The organism is Propionivibrio sp. (assembly GCF_049316945.1).
Classification (GTDB): domain Bacteria; phylum Pseudomonadota; class Gammaproteobacteria; order Burkholderiales; family Rhodocyclaceae; genus Propionivibrio.
Window position 1 is genome coordinate 22,098 of record NZ_JBMOJE010000039.1, and the last position, 17,000, is coordinate 39,097.

At 56.0% G+C, this 17,000-nt stretch carries 14 protein-coding genes; 10 read left to right on the forward strand and 4 right to left on the reverse strand.

Annotated elements, in window-relative coordinates; genetic code table 11:
• The first annotated feature begins 9 nt into the window (after nucleotides 1–9).
• From ACOYNV_RS10770 to trpE, 9 genes are all read left to right on the forward strand, one after another.
• Nucleotides 10–756: an FHA domain-containing protein gene (locus tag ACOYNV_RS10770; RefSeq protein ID WP_422899776.1), complete on the forward strand. Its 747-nt coding sequence runs from the start codon at nucleotides 10–12 to the stop codon at nucleotides 754–756.
• 31 nt (nucleotides 757–787) lie between these two features.
• Complete coding sequence (locus ACOYNV_RS10775) at nucleotides 788–3,001, forward strand: CHASE2 domain-containing protein (RefSeq protein ID WP_422899777.1); 2,214 nt, start codon at nucleotides 788–790, stop codon at nucleotides 2,999–3,001.
• A gap of 45 nt (nucleotides 3,002–3,046) precedes the next feature.
• Entirely contained in the window at nucleotides 3,047–3,814 is a 768-nt protein-coding gene (locus ACOYNV_RS10780; RefSeq protein ID WP_422899778.1) for a 3',5'-cyclic-nucleotide phosphodiesterase, read from the forward strand.
• 3 nt (nucleotides 3,815–3,817) lie between these two features.
• Nucleotides 3,818–4,894 (forward strand): cyclic nucleotide-binding domain-containing protein, encoded by a 1,077-nt coding sequence (locus tag ACOYNV_RS10785; RefSeq protein ID WP_422899779.1) that lies wholly within the window; start codon nucleotides 3,818–3,820, stop codon nucleotides 4,892–4,894.
• Between the two features lie 11 nt (nucleotides 4,895–4,905).
• Nucleotides 4,906–7,293 carry an ATPase, T2SS/T4P/T4SS family gene (locus tag ACOYNV_RS10790; RefSeq protein ID WP_422899780.1) on the forward strand — a complete coding sequence of 796 codons (2,388 nt, stop codon included), beginning with the start codon at nucleotides 4,906–4,908 and terminating at the stop codon, nucleotides 7,291–7,293.
• A 9-nt stretch (nucleotides 7,294–7,302) separates the two neighbouring features.
• Nucleotides 7,303–8,910: a GAF and HD-GYP domain-containing protein gene (locus ACOYNV_RS10795; protein WP_422899781.1), complete on the forward strand. Its 1,608-nt coding sequence runs from the start codon at nucleotides 7,303–7,305 to the stop codon at nucleotides 8,908–8,910.
• Nucleotides 8,911–9,419: 509 nt separating this feature from the next.
• The gene (rpe, locus tag ACOYNV_RS10800; protein ID WP_422899782.1) at nucleotides 9,420–10,121 is read left to right on the forward strand and encodes a ribulose-phosphate 3-epimerase; all 702 of its coding nucleotides are present in this window, start codon (nucleotides 9,420–9,422) and stop codon (nucleotides 10,119–10,121) included.
• Nucleotides 10,121–10,846: a phosphoglycolate phosphatase gene (locus ACOYNV_RS10805; RefSeq protein ID WP_422899783.1), complete on the forward strand. Its 726-nt coding sequence runs from the start codon at nucleotides 10,121–10,123 to the stop codon at nucleotides 10,844–10,846. Before rpe ends, ACOYNV_RS10805 begins: the two co-directional genes overlap by 1 nt.
• Before the next feature lie 145 nt (nucleotides 10,847–10,991).
• Nucleotides 10,992–12,479 carry an anthranilate synthase component I gene (gene trpE / locus ACOYNV_RS10810; protein WP_422899784.1) on the forward strand — a complete coding sequence of 496 codons (1,488 nt, stop codon included), beginning with the start codon at nucleotides 10,992–10,994 and terminating at the stop codon, nucleotides 12,477–12,479.
• Nucleotides 12,480–12,488: 9 nt separating this feature from the next.
• Here trpE and ACOYNV_RS10815 read toward each other — a convergent pair whose 3' ends face one another.
• The 3 genes from ACOYNV_RS10815 to ACOYNV_RS10825 all read right to left on the reverse strand — a co-directional run bounded on the left by ACOYNV_RS10815 (nucleotide 12,489) and on the right by ACOYNV_RS10825 (nucleotide 15,086).
• Nucleotides 12,489–14,501 carry a methyl-accepting chemotaxis protein gene (locus ACOYNV_RS10815; RefSeq protein WP_422899785.1) on the reverse strand — a complete coding sequence of 671 codons (2,013 nt, stop codon included), beginning with the start codon at nucleotides 14,499–14,501 and terminating at the stop codon, nucleotides 12,489–12,491.
• Between the two features lie 113 nt (nucleotides 14,502–14,614).
• Nucleotides 14,615–14,746, reverse strand: coding sequence for a hypothetical protein (locus tag ACOYNV_RS10820; protein WP_422899786.1), 132 nt, complete (start codon nucleotides 14,744–14,746; stop codon nucleotides 14,615–14,617).
• 103 nt (nucleotides 14,747–14,849) lie between these two features.
• Entirely contained in the window at nucleotides 14,850–15,086 is a 237-nt protein-coding gene (locus ACOYNV_RS10825) for a hypothetical protein (RefSeq protein WP_422899787.1), read from the reverse strand.
• Between the two features lie 404 nt (nucleotides 15,087–15,490).
• On the opposite strand from ACOYNV_RS10825, the gene ACOYNV_RS10830 reads away from it, so the two are divergent.
• Nucleotides 15,491–16,720: a tyrosine-type recombinase/integrase gene (locus ACOYNV_RS10830; protein WP_422899788.1), complete on the forward strand. Its 1,230-nt coding sequence runs from the start codon at nucleotides 15,491–15,493 to the stop codon at nucleotides 16,718–16,720.
• Here ACOYNV_RS10830 and ACOYNV_RS10835 read toward each other — a convergent pair.
• Nucleotides 16,680–16,889, reverse strand: a complete 210-nt coding sequence (locus ACOYNV_RS10835) for a helix-turn-helix transcriptional regulator (RefSeq protein ID WP_422899789.1) — start codon at nucleotides 16,887–16,889, stop codon at nucleotides 16,680–16,682. The genes ACOYNV_RS10830 and ACOYNV_RS10835 overlap by 41 nt on opposite strands.
• Between the last annotated feature and the right edge of the window lie 111 nt (nucleotides 16,890–17,000).

Genomic DNA, 17,000 nt, shown 5'->3' on the forward strand with positions numbered 1-17,000 from the left:
GGAAAAGCGATGGCTAAGCTGATACTGAGCATGGACGGTCTGGTTCTCAAGGAAATTCTGCTGACCAAGGAGCGCATGAGCATTGGCCGCAAGGCAAATAACGACATCCAGATCGACAATCTGGCGATCAGTGGCGAGCACGCGGCGGTGGTCACGATCCTCAACGACTCCTTCCTTGAGGATCTGAACAGCACCAATGGGACTCTGGTCAATGGCCAGCCGGCCAAGAAGCATTTTCTGAAGAACGGTGATGTCATTGAGCTTGGCAAGTACAAACTCAAGTACGTTGCCGAGCAGGCTCAGCAGGTAGATACGGCCGACTTTGAAAAAACCATGATCTTGCGCCCGAATACCCTGAAGCCGGCGCCTGCCGCTGCGGAGCCGGCAGCGGCCGCGCCTGACGTAATAACAGCGTTCGGCAATACTCAGGCCGGCACTGCAATGCCCCCTGCGGCGACGCCGGTCCCGCCCGCACCGCAGGCAGCATCCCCGGCCATCGGAGCGGTCCAGATACTGAATGGGGCCAATACCGGGCGTGAGCTTGAACTGACCAAGACCCTGACCACGCTGGGCAAACCAGGCGTGCAGGTGGCGGTAATCGCCAAGCGGCCGCACGGCTACTTCATCACGCATGTTGAAGGTGCAAAATTTCCGGTGGTCAATGGTCAGGCGCTCGACGCCCAGGCACGTCAACTGGTCGATCACGACGTGATCGAAATTGCGGGCATCAAAATGGAGTTCTTTCTGAAGGGCTGATGATCCGCCGATCATCAAAGACGGAAGATAATTGAAAAAGAACCTCATCCTGATTACGCTCGGCGTGGTGCTTGCGCTGGTTTTTCTTGGCCATTCGGCCAAGGTGTACCAGATTCCCCTGCTCAATACGCTCGATGCTTTTATCTATGATGCGCGCCTGAGTCTGACGGCAAAGGGTGGCGTCGACGAGCGAATCGTCATTCTTGACCTCGACGAGAAAAGTCTGGCCGAGGTCGGGCGCTGGCCATGGGGCCGGGACAAGCTGGCGACAATGGTAACGCAGCTTTTCGACCGCTACGGAATCGCCATTCTTGGTTTTGACGTGGTTTTTGCGGAGCCGGACAGCAGTTCCGGCTTGCAGTCGCTGGAGGCCATTGCTCATGCCGAATTAAAAAATGATCCGGCTTTCCAATCTGCGCTAAAGCGTTTACGCGGACCTCTTGACTACGATAATCGTTTTGCTGAAGCCCTGCGTGGCAGACCGATCGTTCTCGGCTATTACTTTACAAATTTCGCTGACGTGCACAAAAGCGGCGCGCTGCCCCAGCCGGTGCTGCAGGCGGTCACCTTCAAGGGCCGGGATATCGAGATCGCATCGTTTACTGGCTACGGCGCCAATCTGCCCGAGTTCCAGAAAAGCGCCGAAAATGCCGGACACTTCAATCCGATTGTTGACTTCGACGGTATTTCGCGGCGTGTGCCGATGCTCGTCGAACACGACGGGAATTTCTACGAATCGCTTTCGCTGGCCATGGTGCGCGTCTTGCTCGGCAAGCCACAGGTCGTTCCCGGATACGCGGAAGCCGGGTCGCAGAGCAGTCTCGAGTGGCTGGATCTGCTGACCGAGCGAGGCACAGTGCGTATCCCGGTTGATGAAAAAGTGGCCAGCCTGATTCCCTATCGTGGCGCGCAGGGGAGTTTCAGATATCTTTCGGCCGCTGATGCGCTGGCCGGGCGGCTGAGCCAGGATCAGCTCAAGGGTAAAATTGTGCTGCTTGGTACAACCGCGCCGGGTTTGATGGATTTGCGGGCAACGCCCGTTGGCAGCACCTACCCGGGGGTCGAGATCCATGCCAATCTGGTGGCCGGCATGCTTGATGCGGCCATCAAGCAGAAACCGTCGTATGTTCTCGGTGCCGATCTGTTACAACTCTTGCTGTGCACTTTTCTTCTGGCTTTCCTGTTGCCGCTTCTTTCGCCTTTGCGCGCTACCCTGCTGGCTTCGGGTACCTTGCTGGCGGTGGTGGCACTCAACTTCTTCCTGTGGACATCCGGCCTGGTGATGCCCTTGGCTTCAGTTGTTTTGGCCATTCTTGCGCTTTATGCGCTGAATATGTCCTGGGGCTACTTCGTCGAGTCACGCAGGAAGCGCCAGTTCACCGAGCTATTTGGCCAGTACGTGCCGCCCGAACTGGTCGATGAAATGGCACGTGATCCCGAACGTTACAGCATGGAAGGCAAGAATGAAGAGCTGACGGTGTTTTTCTCGGATGTGCGCGGTTTTACCACCATCTCCGAGGGGCTTGATCCCAAGGAACTGACGCAACTGATGAACCAGTATCTTGGCGCGATGACCCAGGTCGTCCAGAAAAATCGCGGCACACTGGACAAATATATCGGTGATGCGATCATGGCTTTCTGGGGTGCGCCGGTGGCCAATGCCGATCACGCCCGTCAGTCTGTCTTGACGGCGCTGGAAATGCAGACCGAGTTGCGCAAACTCGATGAGCCCTTCAAGGCAAACGGCTGGCCGGCACTGCGTATCGGGGTCGGCATCAATAGCGGCATGATGACGGTAGGCGATATGGGATCGAAGGTACGCAAGTCCTACACCGTCATGGGCGATGCCGTGAATCTCGCTTCGCGCCTGGAGGGGATAACCAAACAGTACGGTGTCGGAATAATTGTCAGCGAGACCACCAAGGCACGGGTCAAGGACTTGATCTACCGTGAGCTTGATCGCGTTCGTGTCAAGGGCAAGGACGAACCTGTCGGGATTTTCGAGCCGCTGGGGGTGGCGGGGCAGGTCGAAAAGTCGGTGCAGGATGAACTCAAGCTCTGGAATCAGGCCTTGCGCCTCTATCGACAGCAGGATTGGGAGCAAGCCGAGTTGCAGCTTTACAATCTGTCGCGGATGAGTCCGGACCGGTACTTGTATCAGGTATATTCGAAGCGCATCGCCTATTACCGCGCCAATCCGCCGGGCGAGGCCTGGGATGGCGTAACCACCTTTGAAGCAAAATGAAGGCCGGAAAAACGCAGGATCAAGATTAAGGTCAGTGGAGACGCCATGAAGGTCAGAATTCTGGGTTGCAGCGGCGGTATCGGGGGGCGGCATTTGCGCACTACCTCGATGCTCGTCGATCATGACATCCTGATTGACGCGGGTACCGGTTTAGGGGATCTCTCGCTCGCCGAGTTGGCGATGATCGATCATGTGTTCATCACGCATTCACACCTTGATCATATTGCTGCGCTGCCCCTGATGATCGACTCGATTGCCGACATGCGCGACAAGCCGGTAACGGTTTATGCGACCGATGCAACGCTTGAAATCATCCAGAACCACATCTTTAACTGGGCGATCTGGCCAGACTTCAGCGAGATTTCGATTCGCAAGGAAGCCGTCATGAAATACATGGCGATTCGTCTCGGGCAGAAAATCCGTTTCGGCGAACGCACGATTACGGCCGTCCCGGCAGAGCATACGGTTCCAGCCGTCGGCTATCATCTCGATTCCGGAGCGGGCAGCCTGGTATTCACCGGGGACACGACGGCCAATGATGTTTTCTGGCCGGTACTCAACAAGATTGCCAATTTGCGTTACCTGATCATCGAAACCGCCTTCTCGAATCAGGAAAAGCGCCTGGCAATCATGTCGAAGCATCTTTGTCCGAGTATGCTCGGGGATGAACTCGGCAAACTGACGCGTGACGCCAGTATCTATATTTCTCACCTGAAGCCCGGCCATATCGAATTGATCATGGGCGAGATCGAGGAATGTGCTGGCGACTTCAAGCCCAAGATGCTGCAAAACAACCAGGTTTTCGAGTTCTGAGCCATGACTGATCAACTGCAGCCAATGACCCCGCATACCATTAGTCTGGACGTTCTGTACCGGCTGGAGCCGATCCGTGCGCTTTCCGGAATGCGTCTGCACGAACTGTCCGGCCTGTGCATGACCGAGACGGTGGGCCGGGGGCTTGACCCATTTCGCTTGCGGAGTGTGCAGGGGCAATCGGTCTACTTGTTGTCGGGGGAGCTCAAGCTGGCTTATGACGACGGATCGTCCTGTGTTCTGGTTGGCGGGAGTGAAACTGCACTCTGGCCGCTGGCCAAGCGTCCGCCGGCTGTGCTCGATGCCAAGGCCATCACCGACATCGAATTGATCCGGGTTGACGATGAAATGCTCGATATCATGATGACCTGGGATCAGTTGTCTGCCGGCATGGCAATTCCAGTCAGCACTCCGGAAGCAATCGACTGGCGCTTGATGTCGGGCGCCTTTCGCCTGCAGAGCCTGACCGTCGGGGCGCTGTCGCGACTGCCGGCGGCGTGTATCGATGAACTTTTCCGGCGTTTTGAGCGGATCAAGGCCAAGGCTGGAGAAGTGATCCTGCGTGAAGGCGATGACGGCGATTATTATTACATCATCGAAAATGGTCGCTGCGCAGTGACGCGCAAGGTCGGCGGCGTCGATATGCCGCTGGCCGAGCTGAAAGCCGGCGATGCCTTCGGCGAAGAAGCGCTGGTTGCCGAAAGCCCGCGCAATGCAACGGTTCGCATGAAAAGAGCCGGTGTCCTGCTGCGTTTGAAAAAACAGGATTTCATCGAACTGCTGCGCGAACCGCTGCTCAAGCGGCTGGACTGGGCGGCTGCCGGGAACCGCGTGGCGGCAGGCGCTGTATGGCTCGATGTACGTTACCCGTCCGAGTATCAGTACGATCGTTTGCCGGGGGCAGTCAATGTTCCCCTGAACGAAATACGCAACGCTATTGGCCTGCTCGACCGCGAGCGGGAATACATCGTTTACTGTCAAAGTGGCCGCCGCAGTTCGGCGGCGGCTTTCCTGCTTTCCCAGCGCGGTTATCGCGCCAGTTGGCTGGAAGACGGACTGAAGACGAGAAACGCATCCTGAGCAAAATTCATATGGCCGCCAAACCCCCCATGGAAAATATCGGTCCGGGTAACAGCCCAGGTGAGTTGAATAATCGCCTGGAGTTTCTCAAGAAGCTCCATGTGGTCACCAACAAGATTCATGCCACCAGCAATATTGACGAAATCATGCTTGAAATGTCGCAGGATATCTGTGACCTGTTCAATGCTGACCGTTTGACCATTTACGTGCTCGCTCAAGACAAGCAGAACATCATTTCCAAGGTCAAGACCGGGCTCAATTCGTTCAAGGATCTCAAACTGCCGATCTCCGAGCACAGCGTGGCCGGCTATGTGGCCGCGACGCGCAAGGCGGTCAATATCAGCGATGTTTACGACGACGTTGAACTGAAGAGCTACAGCCCCAGCATGCAGTTTCTCAAGGAGGTCGACAAGCGGACCGGCTATCGTTCAAAACAGATGCTGGTCGCGCCGATCCTCGACGCGCAGAACGGCGAATTGATCGGCGTCGTTCAACTGATCAACAGCCGTTCGGACACGCTTTTCCCGGTGCTTGCCGATGAGGGCGTGCTCAGTCTCGCGCAGACGCTGGCGGTGGCTTTCACCCAGCGCCAGAAGCCGCGGCAGGTGGTGCGTTCAAAGTACGATGCGCTGGTCACCGAAGCCGTCATTTCAGCCGACGAGCTTGATCTTGCCCAGCGTTCGGCGCGGCGCAAGAGCGTTGAGCTCGAAGATATTCTGGTCAAGGAGTTTCAGGTCAAGCAGGCGGCGATTGGTGGTGCCCTGTCGAAGTTCTTCGCTGTTCCCTACGAGCCCTTCCGGGCGGACCGCATCAAGCCGATGGATCTGCTCAGGAATCTCAAGCGGGATTACGTTGAAGCCAATCTGTGGTTGCCGATCGAGGAAAGCCAGGAGGGAATCGTCGTGATTTCGATGGATCCGGAACGGATCAAGGGGTCGCGGATCGTCAACAACATTTTTCCGAAAAGCAAAATCGCCTATCGGGTGACGACCAACGCCGAGTTCCGTAAGACCATTGATCAGTTTTTCGGCGCACTTTCCGACATGGGGACCGTCGGCGATCTGCTGTCGGGGCTGGATGAAGGTGAATCCGGCGAATCGGGCGGATTCGCTGGCGGTGTTGACGAACTGTCTGCTGCCGCTGATAACGAGCTGGTTCGACTGGTCAACAAGATCATCGTCGAAGCCTATCAGCAGGGCGCTTCGGATATTCACATCGAGCCGCGTCCGGGCAAGGAGAAAACCCTGGTCCGCTTCCGCAAGGATGGTTCGCTCGGGGCTTACATCGAAGTCCCGGCTTCCTATCGCAGCGCGCTGATCGCACGCATCAAGATCATGTGCGATCTCGACATCTCCGAGAAGCGCCGGCCGCAGGACGGCAAGATCAAGTTCAAGAAATTCGGCCCGCTCGACATCGAGTTGCGCGTCGCGACGATACCCACGGCCGGGGGCATGGAGGATGTGGTGATGCGCATCCTCGCCGCCGGCGAGCCGATACCGCTCGACAGCCTGGGGGTCAGCCAGAACAATCTGGAGCGGCTGAAGGAGGTGGTCAGCAAGCCTTATGGACTGTTCTTTGTTTGCGGCCCGACCGGCTCCGGCAAAACGACGACGCTGCATTCGATTCTGCACTACATCAACAAGCCGGAAACCAAGATATGGACGGCCGAAGATCCCGTGGAAATTACCCAGAAGGGTCTGCGCCAGGTCCAGGTAAACAAGAAGGCCGGGCTCGACTTTGCGACGGTGATGCGCGCCTTCCTGCGCGCCGATCCGGATGTGATCATGGTCGGCGAAATGCGCGACAAGGAGACGGTCTCGATCGGCATCGAGGCCTCGCTCACCGGTCACCTGGTGTTCGCCACATTGCACACCAACAGTGCGCCGGAGTCGATCAATCGTCTGCTCGACATGGGCATGGACCCATTCAATTTTGCCGATGCCTTGCTCGGCATTCTCGCCCAGCGCCTGGCCAAGCGCTTATGCAAGTCGTGCAAGGAGGCGTATCAGCCGGCGCCGGAAGAGATCAGGCATCTGCTCGCGGAATACGGTGAAGACCTGAGTAACACCGATAACTGGAAGAAAGACCCCAAGGCCGCCGCCGATGCCGTGTATCAGGAATGGATCAAGAATTTCGCCAAGGACGGCAAGTTCACCCTCTATCGTGCCAAGGGTTGCGATACCTGTGGTGGCAGCGGTTACAAGGGGCGGCTTGGTTTGCATGAGCTATTGGTCGGTACCGATCTGCTGAAGAAGCAGATTCAGGAGCATGCCCGGGTAGCTGAACTGTTTGCCACGGGACTCAATCAAGGCATGCGCACGCTCAAGATGGACGGCATTGAAAAGGTCATGTCCGGGATTACCGACATGAAGCAGATTCGTTCGGTGTGCATCAAGTAGGGGGCGGGGATGAATACGGTCGACACCATGACAGATCTGTTGCAGCGCTTCGAGCAGCTCAATGTAATCGGCGCTTCGCTCTCAAGCGAGCGGAATATCGACCGCCTGCTGGAAAACATCCTGCTGGCCGTGAAAACGATTACCCATGCTGACGGCGGAACGCTCTATCGCGTCAGCGAAGACCAGAAGTCGCTGCGTTTTGAAATCGTGCGCACCGACTCGCTGAAGATTGCCTATGGCGGAACCACCGGCGAGCCGATTTCAGCCAAGTTCAAGGATTTGCCGCTCTATCGTGACAATGGCGAAGCCAATAACTCGCTGATCGCCGCCTATTCGGTACTTGAAGAAACGACCGTCAATATTGCCGATGCCTATGCCGCCGAGGGCTTCGATTTTTCGGGAACGCGAAAATTCGACCAGGTGACCGGCTACCGCTCGCAGTCCTTCCTCACCGTGCCGATGAAAAATCACGAGAACGAGATCATCGGTGTGCTGCAACTGATCAACGCCATTGACCCGGCCACTGGCACCGTTTGCGTTTTTTCCGATGCCGACCAGCGACTTGCCGAGTCACTGGCCTCGCAGGCTGCCGTTGCCTTGACCAACCGCCTCTTGATCAGCCAGCTGGAAGAACTGTTCGAGGCCTTTATCACCCTCATCAACTTGGCCATTGACGAAAAATCGCCGTATACCGGCGGCCACTGTCAGCGCGTGCCATCGCTGACGATGATGCTGGCCGAGGCGGTTGATGCGACCAGGGACGGGCCCCTGGCCAGCTTTCTGATGAGCGACAAGGATCGCTACGAACTGAAAATCGCCGGCCTGCTGCACGATTGCGGGAAGATGACGACACCGGTGCATGTGGTCGACAAAGCCACCAAGCTGCAAACGATCTTTGATCGGATCCAGATGGTGGATACCCGCTTTGAAGTGATCCGGCGCGATGCCGAACTGGCCATGCTGCGTAGCGTACTGGTCGGTGCAGACCGGGTGACGGCGGAGCAGGGTTTGCAGGAGCAATGGCGTGAAATCGACGCTGACCGCGCCTTTATGCGCCGTGTCAATAATGGCGGCGAGTTCATGAAGCCAGAGGATCAGGAGCGCGTGTCGCACATTTCAAAGCACTATCGCTGGACCAATAGCGAAGGAATGGACGTCGATTTACTGACTGAAAACGAGCTCGAGAACCTTACCATCCGTGCCGGAACGCTGACCCAGGCCGAGCGTGAAACGATCAACTACCACGTCGTCGCGACGATCAAGATGCTTGAATCACTGCCCTGGCCGAAGCACCTCAAGCGGGTGCCCGAATACGCCGGAGGCCACCACGAGCGCATGGATGGCAAAGGCTATCCGAAGGGGCTCAGGGGCGAAGAAATGTCGGTTCAGGCGCGGATCATGGGCATCGCCGATATCTTCGAGGCGCTGACCGCGCGCGACCGACCCTACAGACCCGGCATGAAGCTCTCGCAGGCGCTGCAAATCCTCGGCAACTTGCGCAACATCGGCCACGTCGACCCCGACCTGTTTGACATCTTCATCAAACAGAAGATTTACCTGAAGTATGCCGAGCAATACCTGGAAGCCTCACAGATTGACGAACCTGCGGCGGCATAGCTCAGAGGTTGTGAAAAAATGCCTGAACACCCACCGCAGAGGCGAAAAGGTGACCGAAGGAAATGTTGAGCTGCTGAGGTTTCGCAGAGAAAACCTTTAAAAACATGGGGTTTCCTTTGCGTTATCTCTGCGCCTTTGCGCCTCTGCGGTGGATTTTTGATATTTTCCCACCCTCTCAGGCTGATTATTACGGCAAAGGAGGAACAGGAAGCCGGATGGGCTGCGAGGCGCGTCATTGCTCGCTCCTGGCTTGGCATGCCCGGAGAAGCGCATGAACATTGCCTTTTGCGGCTGCCTGTCTCAAGACCCCCGTCCTGATTGGCCTCCAGGCAGGTTAAGCTTTGGGTTGTGGTGCTCGCTCCCTTGCTGAGGGCTTGCGCCACTTGAGTCATTGAAGGTGGTCTGCTTCGGGCACCATTGAGGTCGATACCCTGGTTGCAAATGCAATTTCCTTGCTGCCCAAGCCTTTCGCGGTAAAATCCCTCTTCACTTTTTCACGGGTTAGCGCCATGTACCTCATTGCTCCCAGTATTCTTTCCGCCAACTTCACCAAACTCGGCGAAGAAATCGTCGATGTGCTGGCCGCCGGTGCCGACTGGATTCACTTCGACGTGATGGACAACCATTACGTGCCCAACCTGACCATCGGCCCGCTGGTTTGCGAGGCCATCCGTCCGCTGACCAAGGCGACGATCGACGTGCATCTGATGGTCAAGCCGGTTGATCGCATCATTCCGGATTTCGCCAAGGCCGGGGCCAACGTCATCACCTTCCATCCCGAGGCCTCGGAGCACGTTGACCGCAGCCTTTCGCTGATCCGTGAAAGCGGCTGCCAGGCCGGTCTGGTGTTCAATCCGGCAACCTCGCTCGACTACCTTGATTTCGTCATGGACAAGATCGACCTCATCCTGCTGATGAGCGTCAACCCTGGTTTTGGCGGGCAGAAATTCATCCCGGCGACGCTGTTCAAACTGAAAGCGGCGCGCGCCAGGATCGATGCCTACGAACGCGAGAGCGGGCGCAGGATTCGCCTTGAGGTTGACGGTGGCGTGAAAGTCGACAACATCGCCGAAATTGCTCGCGCCGGAGCCGACACCTTCGTTGCCGGCTCGGCTGTCTATGGCGCCGGCAAGGACACCGACCCGCATCGCTACGACTCGATCATCGCCGCTTTACGGGCTGAACTGGGTACGGTGGGGATCAAGGTCTGATGTCACGAGTGCCCGTCGCCGAACCTCTCACGGTAAGTGCCGTCCTGCTTGATCTGGACGGCACCTTGCTGGACACGGTGCCGGACCTCCATGCCGCTGCCAGTGGCATGTTGCGCGATCTCGGTCGTCCGGAATTGCCGCTGGATTCGATTCGCAGCTACGTCGGGCGCGGCATTCCCAACCTCGTCAAGCGCGTGCTTTCCGCTTCGCTGGCGGCAGCCGAAGATGCCTCACCGCCGCCGCAGGATGCGCTGGACAGCTTTCGGCGGCATTACGCCGTGGAAAACGGACGCAACTCGCTGCCCTATCCGGGCGTGATCGCCGGACTGGATGCGCTCAAGGCCATGGGCTTGCCGCTCGGGGTCATTACCAACAAGGCCGCGGCATTTACGCTACCCCTGCTCGAATTGAGCGGACTGGCCGCTTATTTTGACGTGGTCGTCAGCGGCGACCTCTTGCCCAAGCCCAAGCCCGATCCGATGGGGCTCATCTGGGCCTGTGGCCGCATGGCGGTTTCCCCGGCGGACACGCTGATGATCGGCGATTCGGTCCATGATTTTCATGCCGGCAGGGCGGCCGGCTGCCATGTTTTCCTCGTGCCCTATGGCTACAACGAAGGGCAGGATGTGCGCAATCTTGATTGCGATGCTATAGTTCCCTCTGTCGAAAACGCGGCGCAACGCATCAGGCACCGCACCGCAACACAAATAAAAAATAGCGCATGAAACCACTTCACCACAACCTGCACCTTGAGCCCGCTTTCTGGGCGGAGGCTTGGCCCTGGCGTTACTGCCGGTAATCCTGGGTACTGTCCCGGCACACTTCGGCGCGCCGTAAATCTTGTTGCAGTCATTGCTTGTGGAGTTGTTCATGAACGAAGCGTATTTCAACCGGCTGGCCGCTGAAGGCTATAACCGTATCCCCGTTACCCTCGAGACCTTTGCCGATCTCGACACCCCGCTCTCGATCTACCTGAAGCTGGCCAACCTGCCGTACACCTACCTGCTTGAATCGGTGCAGGGTGGCGAGCGTTTTGGCCGCTACTCGATCATCGGCCTGGCCAGCCCGACGCGCATCGTCGTCAATGCCCACCAGGTCCTGGTGCTGACCGGCAACCGCATCGCCGAACGTGAAGACGACACCAACCCGCTGGAGTTCATCGGCAAGTACATGAAGCGTTTCCGAGCGGCACCGATGCCCGGCCTGCCGCGCTTCTGCGGCGGCCTCGTCGGCTGCTTCGGCTACGATACCGTGCGCTACATCGAAACCAAGCTTACGCGCACCCGGAAAGATGGAAAAATCGCCGACGAACTCGGTACGCCTGACATCTTGCTGCTGCTTTCCGAAGAAATCGCCGTTGTCGACAACCTCTCCGGCAAACTCACGCTGGTGGTCTATGCCGAGCCCGGTGTTCCCGGCGCCTACCAGAAGGCGCAGGCACGGCTGAAAGAATTGCTCGCCAAACTGCGCGAACCAGCCAATATTCCGCACGAAAAGCCTAGGGTGTCGCAACCCGCCGTTTCCATGTTCGGCGAGACACACTTCAAGCAGGCGGTGGTCAAGGCCAAGCGCTACATCACCGAAGGCGACATCATGCAGGTCGTCATCTCGCAGCGCATGAGCAAGCCGTTCGCCGCCAGCCCGCTGGCGCTCTACCGTTCGCTACGCTCGCTGAATCCCTCGCCGTACATGTTCTACTTCGACTTCGAGGATTTTTACGTGGTCGGCGCCTCGCCCGAAATTCTCGTCCGCCTCGAAGGCGATACCGTTACCGTGCGACCGATCGCCGGTACGCGCAAACGCGGCTCCACTTTCGAAGAGGACCAGGCGCTGGCCGATGAACTGCTGGCCGACGAAAAGGAACGCGCCGAACACGTTCAGTTGCTCGACCTCGGTCGCAACGATGCCGGCCGGGTGTCGAAGGTCGGCAGCGTCAAGCTCACCGAGAACATGATCGTCGAACGCTATTCGCACGTGATGCACATCGTCTCCAACGTCGAAGGCAAGCTGCAACCGGGGCTCAATGCACTCGACGTGCTCAAGGCCACGTTCCCGGCCGGCACCGTATCCGGCGCGCCCAAGGTTCGGGCCATGGAAATCATCGACGAACTCGAGCCGATCAAGCGCGGCATCTACGCCGGTGCCGTCGGTTATCTCGGTTTTCAGGGCGACATGGATCTGGCCATTGCCATCCGCACCGCCATCGTCAAGGACGGCAAACTGCACGTCCAGGCCGGCGCCGGCATCGTCGCCGACTCCGACCCGTCGTCCGAATGGCAGGAAACCGAAAACAAGGCCCGCGCCGTCCTGCGCGCAGCGGAACTGGCCGAGCAGGGTTTGGATACACGATTGAATTAAGCGCTGATTTTAGAATTCCGCATTCTTGTTGAAGAACGCAAAGCACTTTTTAATCATGTTGCGCTTGTCTTCATCCAGGTTTACGAACTCCACACCGCAGAAGTAGTTGCTACCTTCCTTCCGTTGCCAGGAAATGCGCCCCTTGAGGCTCAAGGGGGTCTGGTTTTCATATTGCTTCAGGTCGTCGTTGGGCAAATACATGTAAAGATCGACTGGTTCGCGCTCGTTCATCGGCTGAGTAATCCTCAGGCGCAGCCCCGTAAGGGAGAAATCGCTGCTCAAACCTTCCACTGGTTTTCCACTGTTCTGGGATGTTTTCACCCGCAAGCTGTTTTGCGCTCTGGGTACCCGGCGTTTCTCATGCTGGGCGGTGGCAATGACTATTCGGCTTTTGAACGTAAAACCGGACATGATGTTATTCAGCCGGCCCGTAACCTGGCGCAAATCATCACCGATGGCCGCCGTGGTTTCCACTTTGCTACCACTATCTTTCAAAATTGAAAACAGGGTTTCCATTGTCGATTCAAGCCGCCCGAACTGATCCAGTTGTTGGTGGCTTGCACCTGAAATGCCCTGATTGGCCTGTGCGGTTTCTACCGCATTACTGGCCATTCCTTCGATGGTGTGGGCTGTTTCCCCCGCTTCTTTCTGGGTGACATTCACTTTTTGAACTACCACATCCATGGTTGTGGCCACTTGTTGCACCTTGCCGGAAAGTTGCCCGATGATGTCGCTGACTTCGGTGGCTGATTTGCTGGTGCGATCGGCCAGTTTCCTGACCTCGTCGGCCACCACGGCGAAACCGCGGCCCTGTTCTCCAGCACGAGATGCTTCAATCGCGGCATTGAGCGCCAGCAGGTTGGTCTGGCCAGCAATTTCCTTGATGGCATTGACGATGTTGTGAATCAGCTGAGCGGACTGTTCCAGTTCCTGAATCTCAACCGAAGCCCGACTAACCTGCTGGGTGGTTTCTTCCATTGAGCCGATATTCTGATGCACATTCTCAATGCCTTCGCGCGCCAGGGTTTCGACCCTGCGCGAGCGATCGGCGGCTTCGATGGCTTTTGTTTGTACATTGGACGAAATTTGATGCAATTGCTGCATTGCGCTGGAAACTTCATCAGAGCGGTTTTCCTGCTCTTTGCTAACCTCGGAAATCTCGTTTGAAATGGCAGCGACCTGAAAAGCTGATTGTCCCATGTGACGGCCACAGTCCTCGACTTCGCGCAGGATGCTGTTGAGTTTGTTCTGCATGTGTTTCAGGGTGGCCATCAGGCTATTCTGATCGCCTGGCGCAACCGGAATGTCATGTGAAAGATCACCTTCAGCGATCTTTCTGGCGACTTTAACAGCAATTTTCGGCTCGCCACCCAATTGCCCCATGACTGCCCCGGCAGTACGCATCGACAGCAGAATGACTCCAATCACGCCCGACACCATGAAGACGATCATGATCAGGCGCGCGGATAAGTAGGATTCCGTTCCCAGCTCAAATTCCTGACGAGTGGTCTTTGCCTGGATGTCGATGAGCCGGGACATTGCCTCGCGCGCGGGGGCGAACTTTTTGTGGGAGTTATTCTTGACGTTATACAAGGCAGATGAGGTATCGCCCGCCTGGATCAGCTTGATTGAAAGGGTTCTCGCCTCGGTGTAGTTTTTCCAGGCGGCCTGGAAGTCAGCAACCAGTTGTTTTTCGTTTGCCGGCAACTCACTTGTTGCATAGTCCGTCATCAGTTGATTGAGTTCGGTATCCAGTTCCGGGATTTCTTTAAGGATTTCCTCGGAGAACTCGGTTTTCTCTTCGCTCGCCGCCGTCAAAATCAAAGAACGAATGCGATGCATGGTGTCGAGCGCATGGGATAATTTGATCAGGGGAACGGTTCGATCCTGATAAACAGCTTTCAGGCGACCGCTTATGTCCCCCATGCCCCGCACACCGATCACCCCGGTAATCAGCAGTGCCAGTGCGGCAACAATAATAATGAGAGTCAGGCGGGTTTTAACGGTTGCATCGGAAAACACGATCACCTCCATACTCCAGCGTTATCGGCACGCTGTGGAATTACGGTAGAAACAAAAAAACCACAGGCACCGGCACTAGCATGCAAAGGGCTTCTGGGGGAAGTGACTAATTGTTACTTGTAGATGCCGGTGCACAACACCATGTCGCCGGCCTTTTTTAGGTAAGTTGTTTTATTCTTGATCTTGCGGCTTTCGGGGTTCTTGTAAACGTAACCGATCCAGCCACTCCCTTTGCTCTTGTCCATTTCGAAATTTCCTTGCGGAACATCTTGCCCTTGGCGTCCAGGGTATCCAGCAGATTCTTGCCGATCAGCTTGGCATTCTTCGGATAGGCCAGCATGACGGCGTTCAGGTCGTAGCAGTGGCATCATTCACTATTTTTATGGCATCATCTTTATCACTGGCCCAGGCGGTCCAGGCAAAAGCCTGCAACAACAAGCCAAGCAATACAAAACGGATGAAATTCAGTAACTTCATAATTATATTCCCTCGATGAGAAGCTAAAAACTTCAGATACTGATTTGTTTGATTCTTGGCTATATTAAACCAGGGTTCCCCCTTTAGCCAATCGAGAGCATAGCCCATTCAGACGCTCGTAGCAGGACTTGTCGACACCTCAAATGGTTGTGCGTTACCCCCCGACCCTTTCTTTCCACTGGCTTTGCGGGGGAAGGGTTTATACCGGGGCCGATCTAGGTGACAATAACCACTTTCGTGCTTTCGGTTCCAGGTAATCGGCGCGGGGTTCAAACCCGGAAAACTGGAACGACTTCCATATAGAACAATAGGACATCCTCGATATGCTGCTAATGATCGAGAAGAAGCATTTAAGTTCTCTGGCCTTCGCTGAGATTCTTGTACTCATCGCTTTTCATTGCAGCTTATGGCCTTGACGTTCGCAACCTTTCGCAGAACAACGTAGACAGCCGAAAAAAAAGCGGGTATTAAAGCGGGTATCAAAATCACACATAGTCACGATACCCGCTCTTATGCCACTCACAGACGTCAAGATCAGACAGTCCAAGGCTTCCGATAAACCAAGGAAGATTACTGACGGAAACGGCCTCTATATTGAGGTTAAACCGAACGGCTCAAAGCTATGGCGCTACAGGTACAAGATCGCCGGGAAAGAAAACCTGTTTGCCATTGGTGAGTACCCAACCGTTTCACTGCAAGACGCGCGGCAAAAACGCGATGAGGCAAGGGTATTGGTGAAACAAGGGATTCATCCATCTCACGCACGGCAAGGAACGCTATCAGAGCAGGAAAAGGAGAATGCCAGCACATTCGAGACAGTGGCACGTGACTGGCTTGATCGTAAGCAGAAAACATGGTCTGCGCACTCTCATAAACAGGCGACACATTGCATTGAGCAGAACGCATTCCCAAAGATAGGAAGATTGCCTATTCGCAGCATTACCGCTCGGCATATTCTTGATATTCTGCAAGCAATGGAAAAGCGAGGGGCAGAGTCCTATGCGTTGCAGCTTAGGCAATGGTGTTCAGCCATTTTTCGCCACGCTGTCGTCACGCTTTGCGCTGACTTCGATCCTGCCGCTGCGTTGAAAGGCGCGATCCACCGGCCACAGGTAAACCACAGCAAGGCCATGACGGCAGAGACCATAGGAGACCTAAAGGCGAAGTTGACGAAATACGGTGGTAATAGAACAACAGTGCTGGCGGTTCGATTGATGATCTATACCTTCGTCAGAACAACTGAGTTACGAAAGGCCGTATGGACGGAGTTTTCTGGAGAAGAATGGAAGATACCAGAGGAGCGGATGAAGATGCGCAGGACTCATGTTGTCCCGTTATCACAGCAAGCGGCTTGCCTGGTGGAAGAATTGCGCAGGATAACAGGCGCCGGAGACTGGCTGTTCCCGAACTTCAGGCGTCCAAACGATGTGATGAGCGCAACCACAATCAACCGCGCACTTGAACATATGGGATACGCTTCGGGGTTGTGGACTGGTCATGACTTTCGCGCCACGGCATCAACACAACTTCATGAAATGGGCTACCGTACCGAAGTAATTGAACTGCAACTCGCCCACGTCGAGGGAAACAAGACGAAAGGTGCATACAACCACGCCGAATATATTACTGAACGGCGCGGAATGATGCAGGATTGGGCGGACTACATTGATGGAATTCCAGAGCGTGATTCAGGATCGACACTCAAACTACCAGTTCATTCTGAACTGATCGGCGAGCCGTAATCTGCGTTGCTATCCAGTCTTGTATCTCTGACTCGACCCAGCAAGATGCTCGTCCGAGTTTTACCTGCCTAGGGAACCCTCCACTTTTCATCTCTCCATAGATTGATGTTGTGCCAAGCCCGACCATCTTTTTTACCTGGGGAAGCCTTATTAGTTTCTCGTTGTTCACTCAACCACCTCCATAATCCTTCGTTCATTTGAGTGCATCCTGTTCCGTTCGCAGTACGGGCAGCCGCCGTGGTGCTCGCAACTGGCCGAAGCGTGCGTCGGCGTACCGTCA

Bases quoted from the DNA above. Each gene is read 5' to 3' on its own strand.
- ACOYNV_RS10770 (WP_422899776.1), top strand. From the start codon at position 10: ATGGCTAAGCTGATACTGAGCATGGACGGTCTGGTTCTCAAGGAAATT.
- ACOYNV_RS10820 (WP_422899786.1), bottom strand. From the start codon at position 14,746: ATGGACAAGAGCAAAGGGAGTGGCTGGATCGGTTACGTTTACAAGAAC.
- ACOYNV_RS10825 (WP_422899787.1), bottom strand. From the start codon at position 15,086: ATGGGCTATGCTCTCGATTGGCTAAAGGGGGAACCCTGGTTTAATATA.
- ACOYNV_RS10785 (WP_422899779.1), top strand. From the start codon at position 3,818: ATGACTGATCAACTGCAGCCAATGACCCCGCATACCATTAGTCTGGAC.
- trpE (WP_422899784.1), top strand. From the start codon at position 10,992: ATGAACGAAGCGTATTTCAACCGGCTGGCCGCTGAAGGCTATAACCGT.
- ACOYNV_RS10830 (WP_422899788.1), top strand. From the start codon at position 15,491: ATGCCACTCACAGACGTCAAGATCAGACAGTCCAAGGCTTCCGATAAA.
- ACOYNV_RS10795 (WP_422899781.1), top strand. From the start codon at position 7,303: ATGAATACGGTCGACACCATGACAGATCTGTTGCAGCGCTTCGAGCAG.
- ACOYNV_RS10805 (WP_422899783.1), top strand. From the start codon at position 10,121: ATGTCACGAGTGCCCGTCGCCGAACCTCTCACGGTAAGTGCCGTCCTG.
- rpe (WP_422899782.1), top strand. From the start codon at position 9,420: ATGTACCTCATTGCTCCCAGTATTCTTTCCGCCAACTTCACCAAACTC.
- ACOYNV_RS10790 (WP_422899780.1), top strand. From the start codon at position 4,906: ATGGCCGCCAAACCCCCCATGGAAAATATCGGTCCGGGTAACAGCCCA.
- ACOYNV_RS10780 (WP_422899778.1), top strand. From the start codon at position 3,047: ATGAAGGTCAGAATTCTGGGTTGCAGCGGCGGTATCGGGGGGCGGCAT.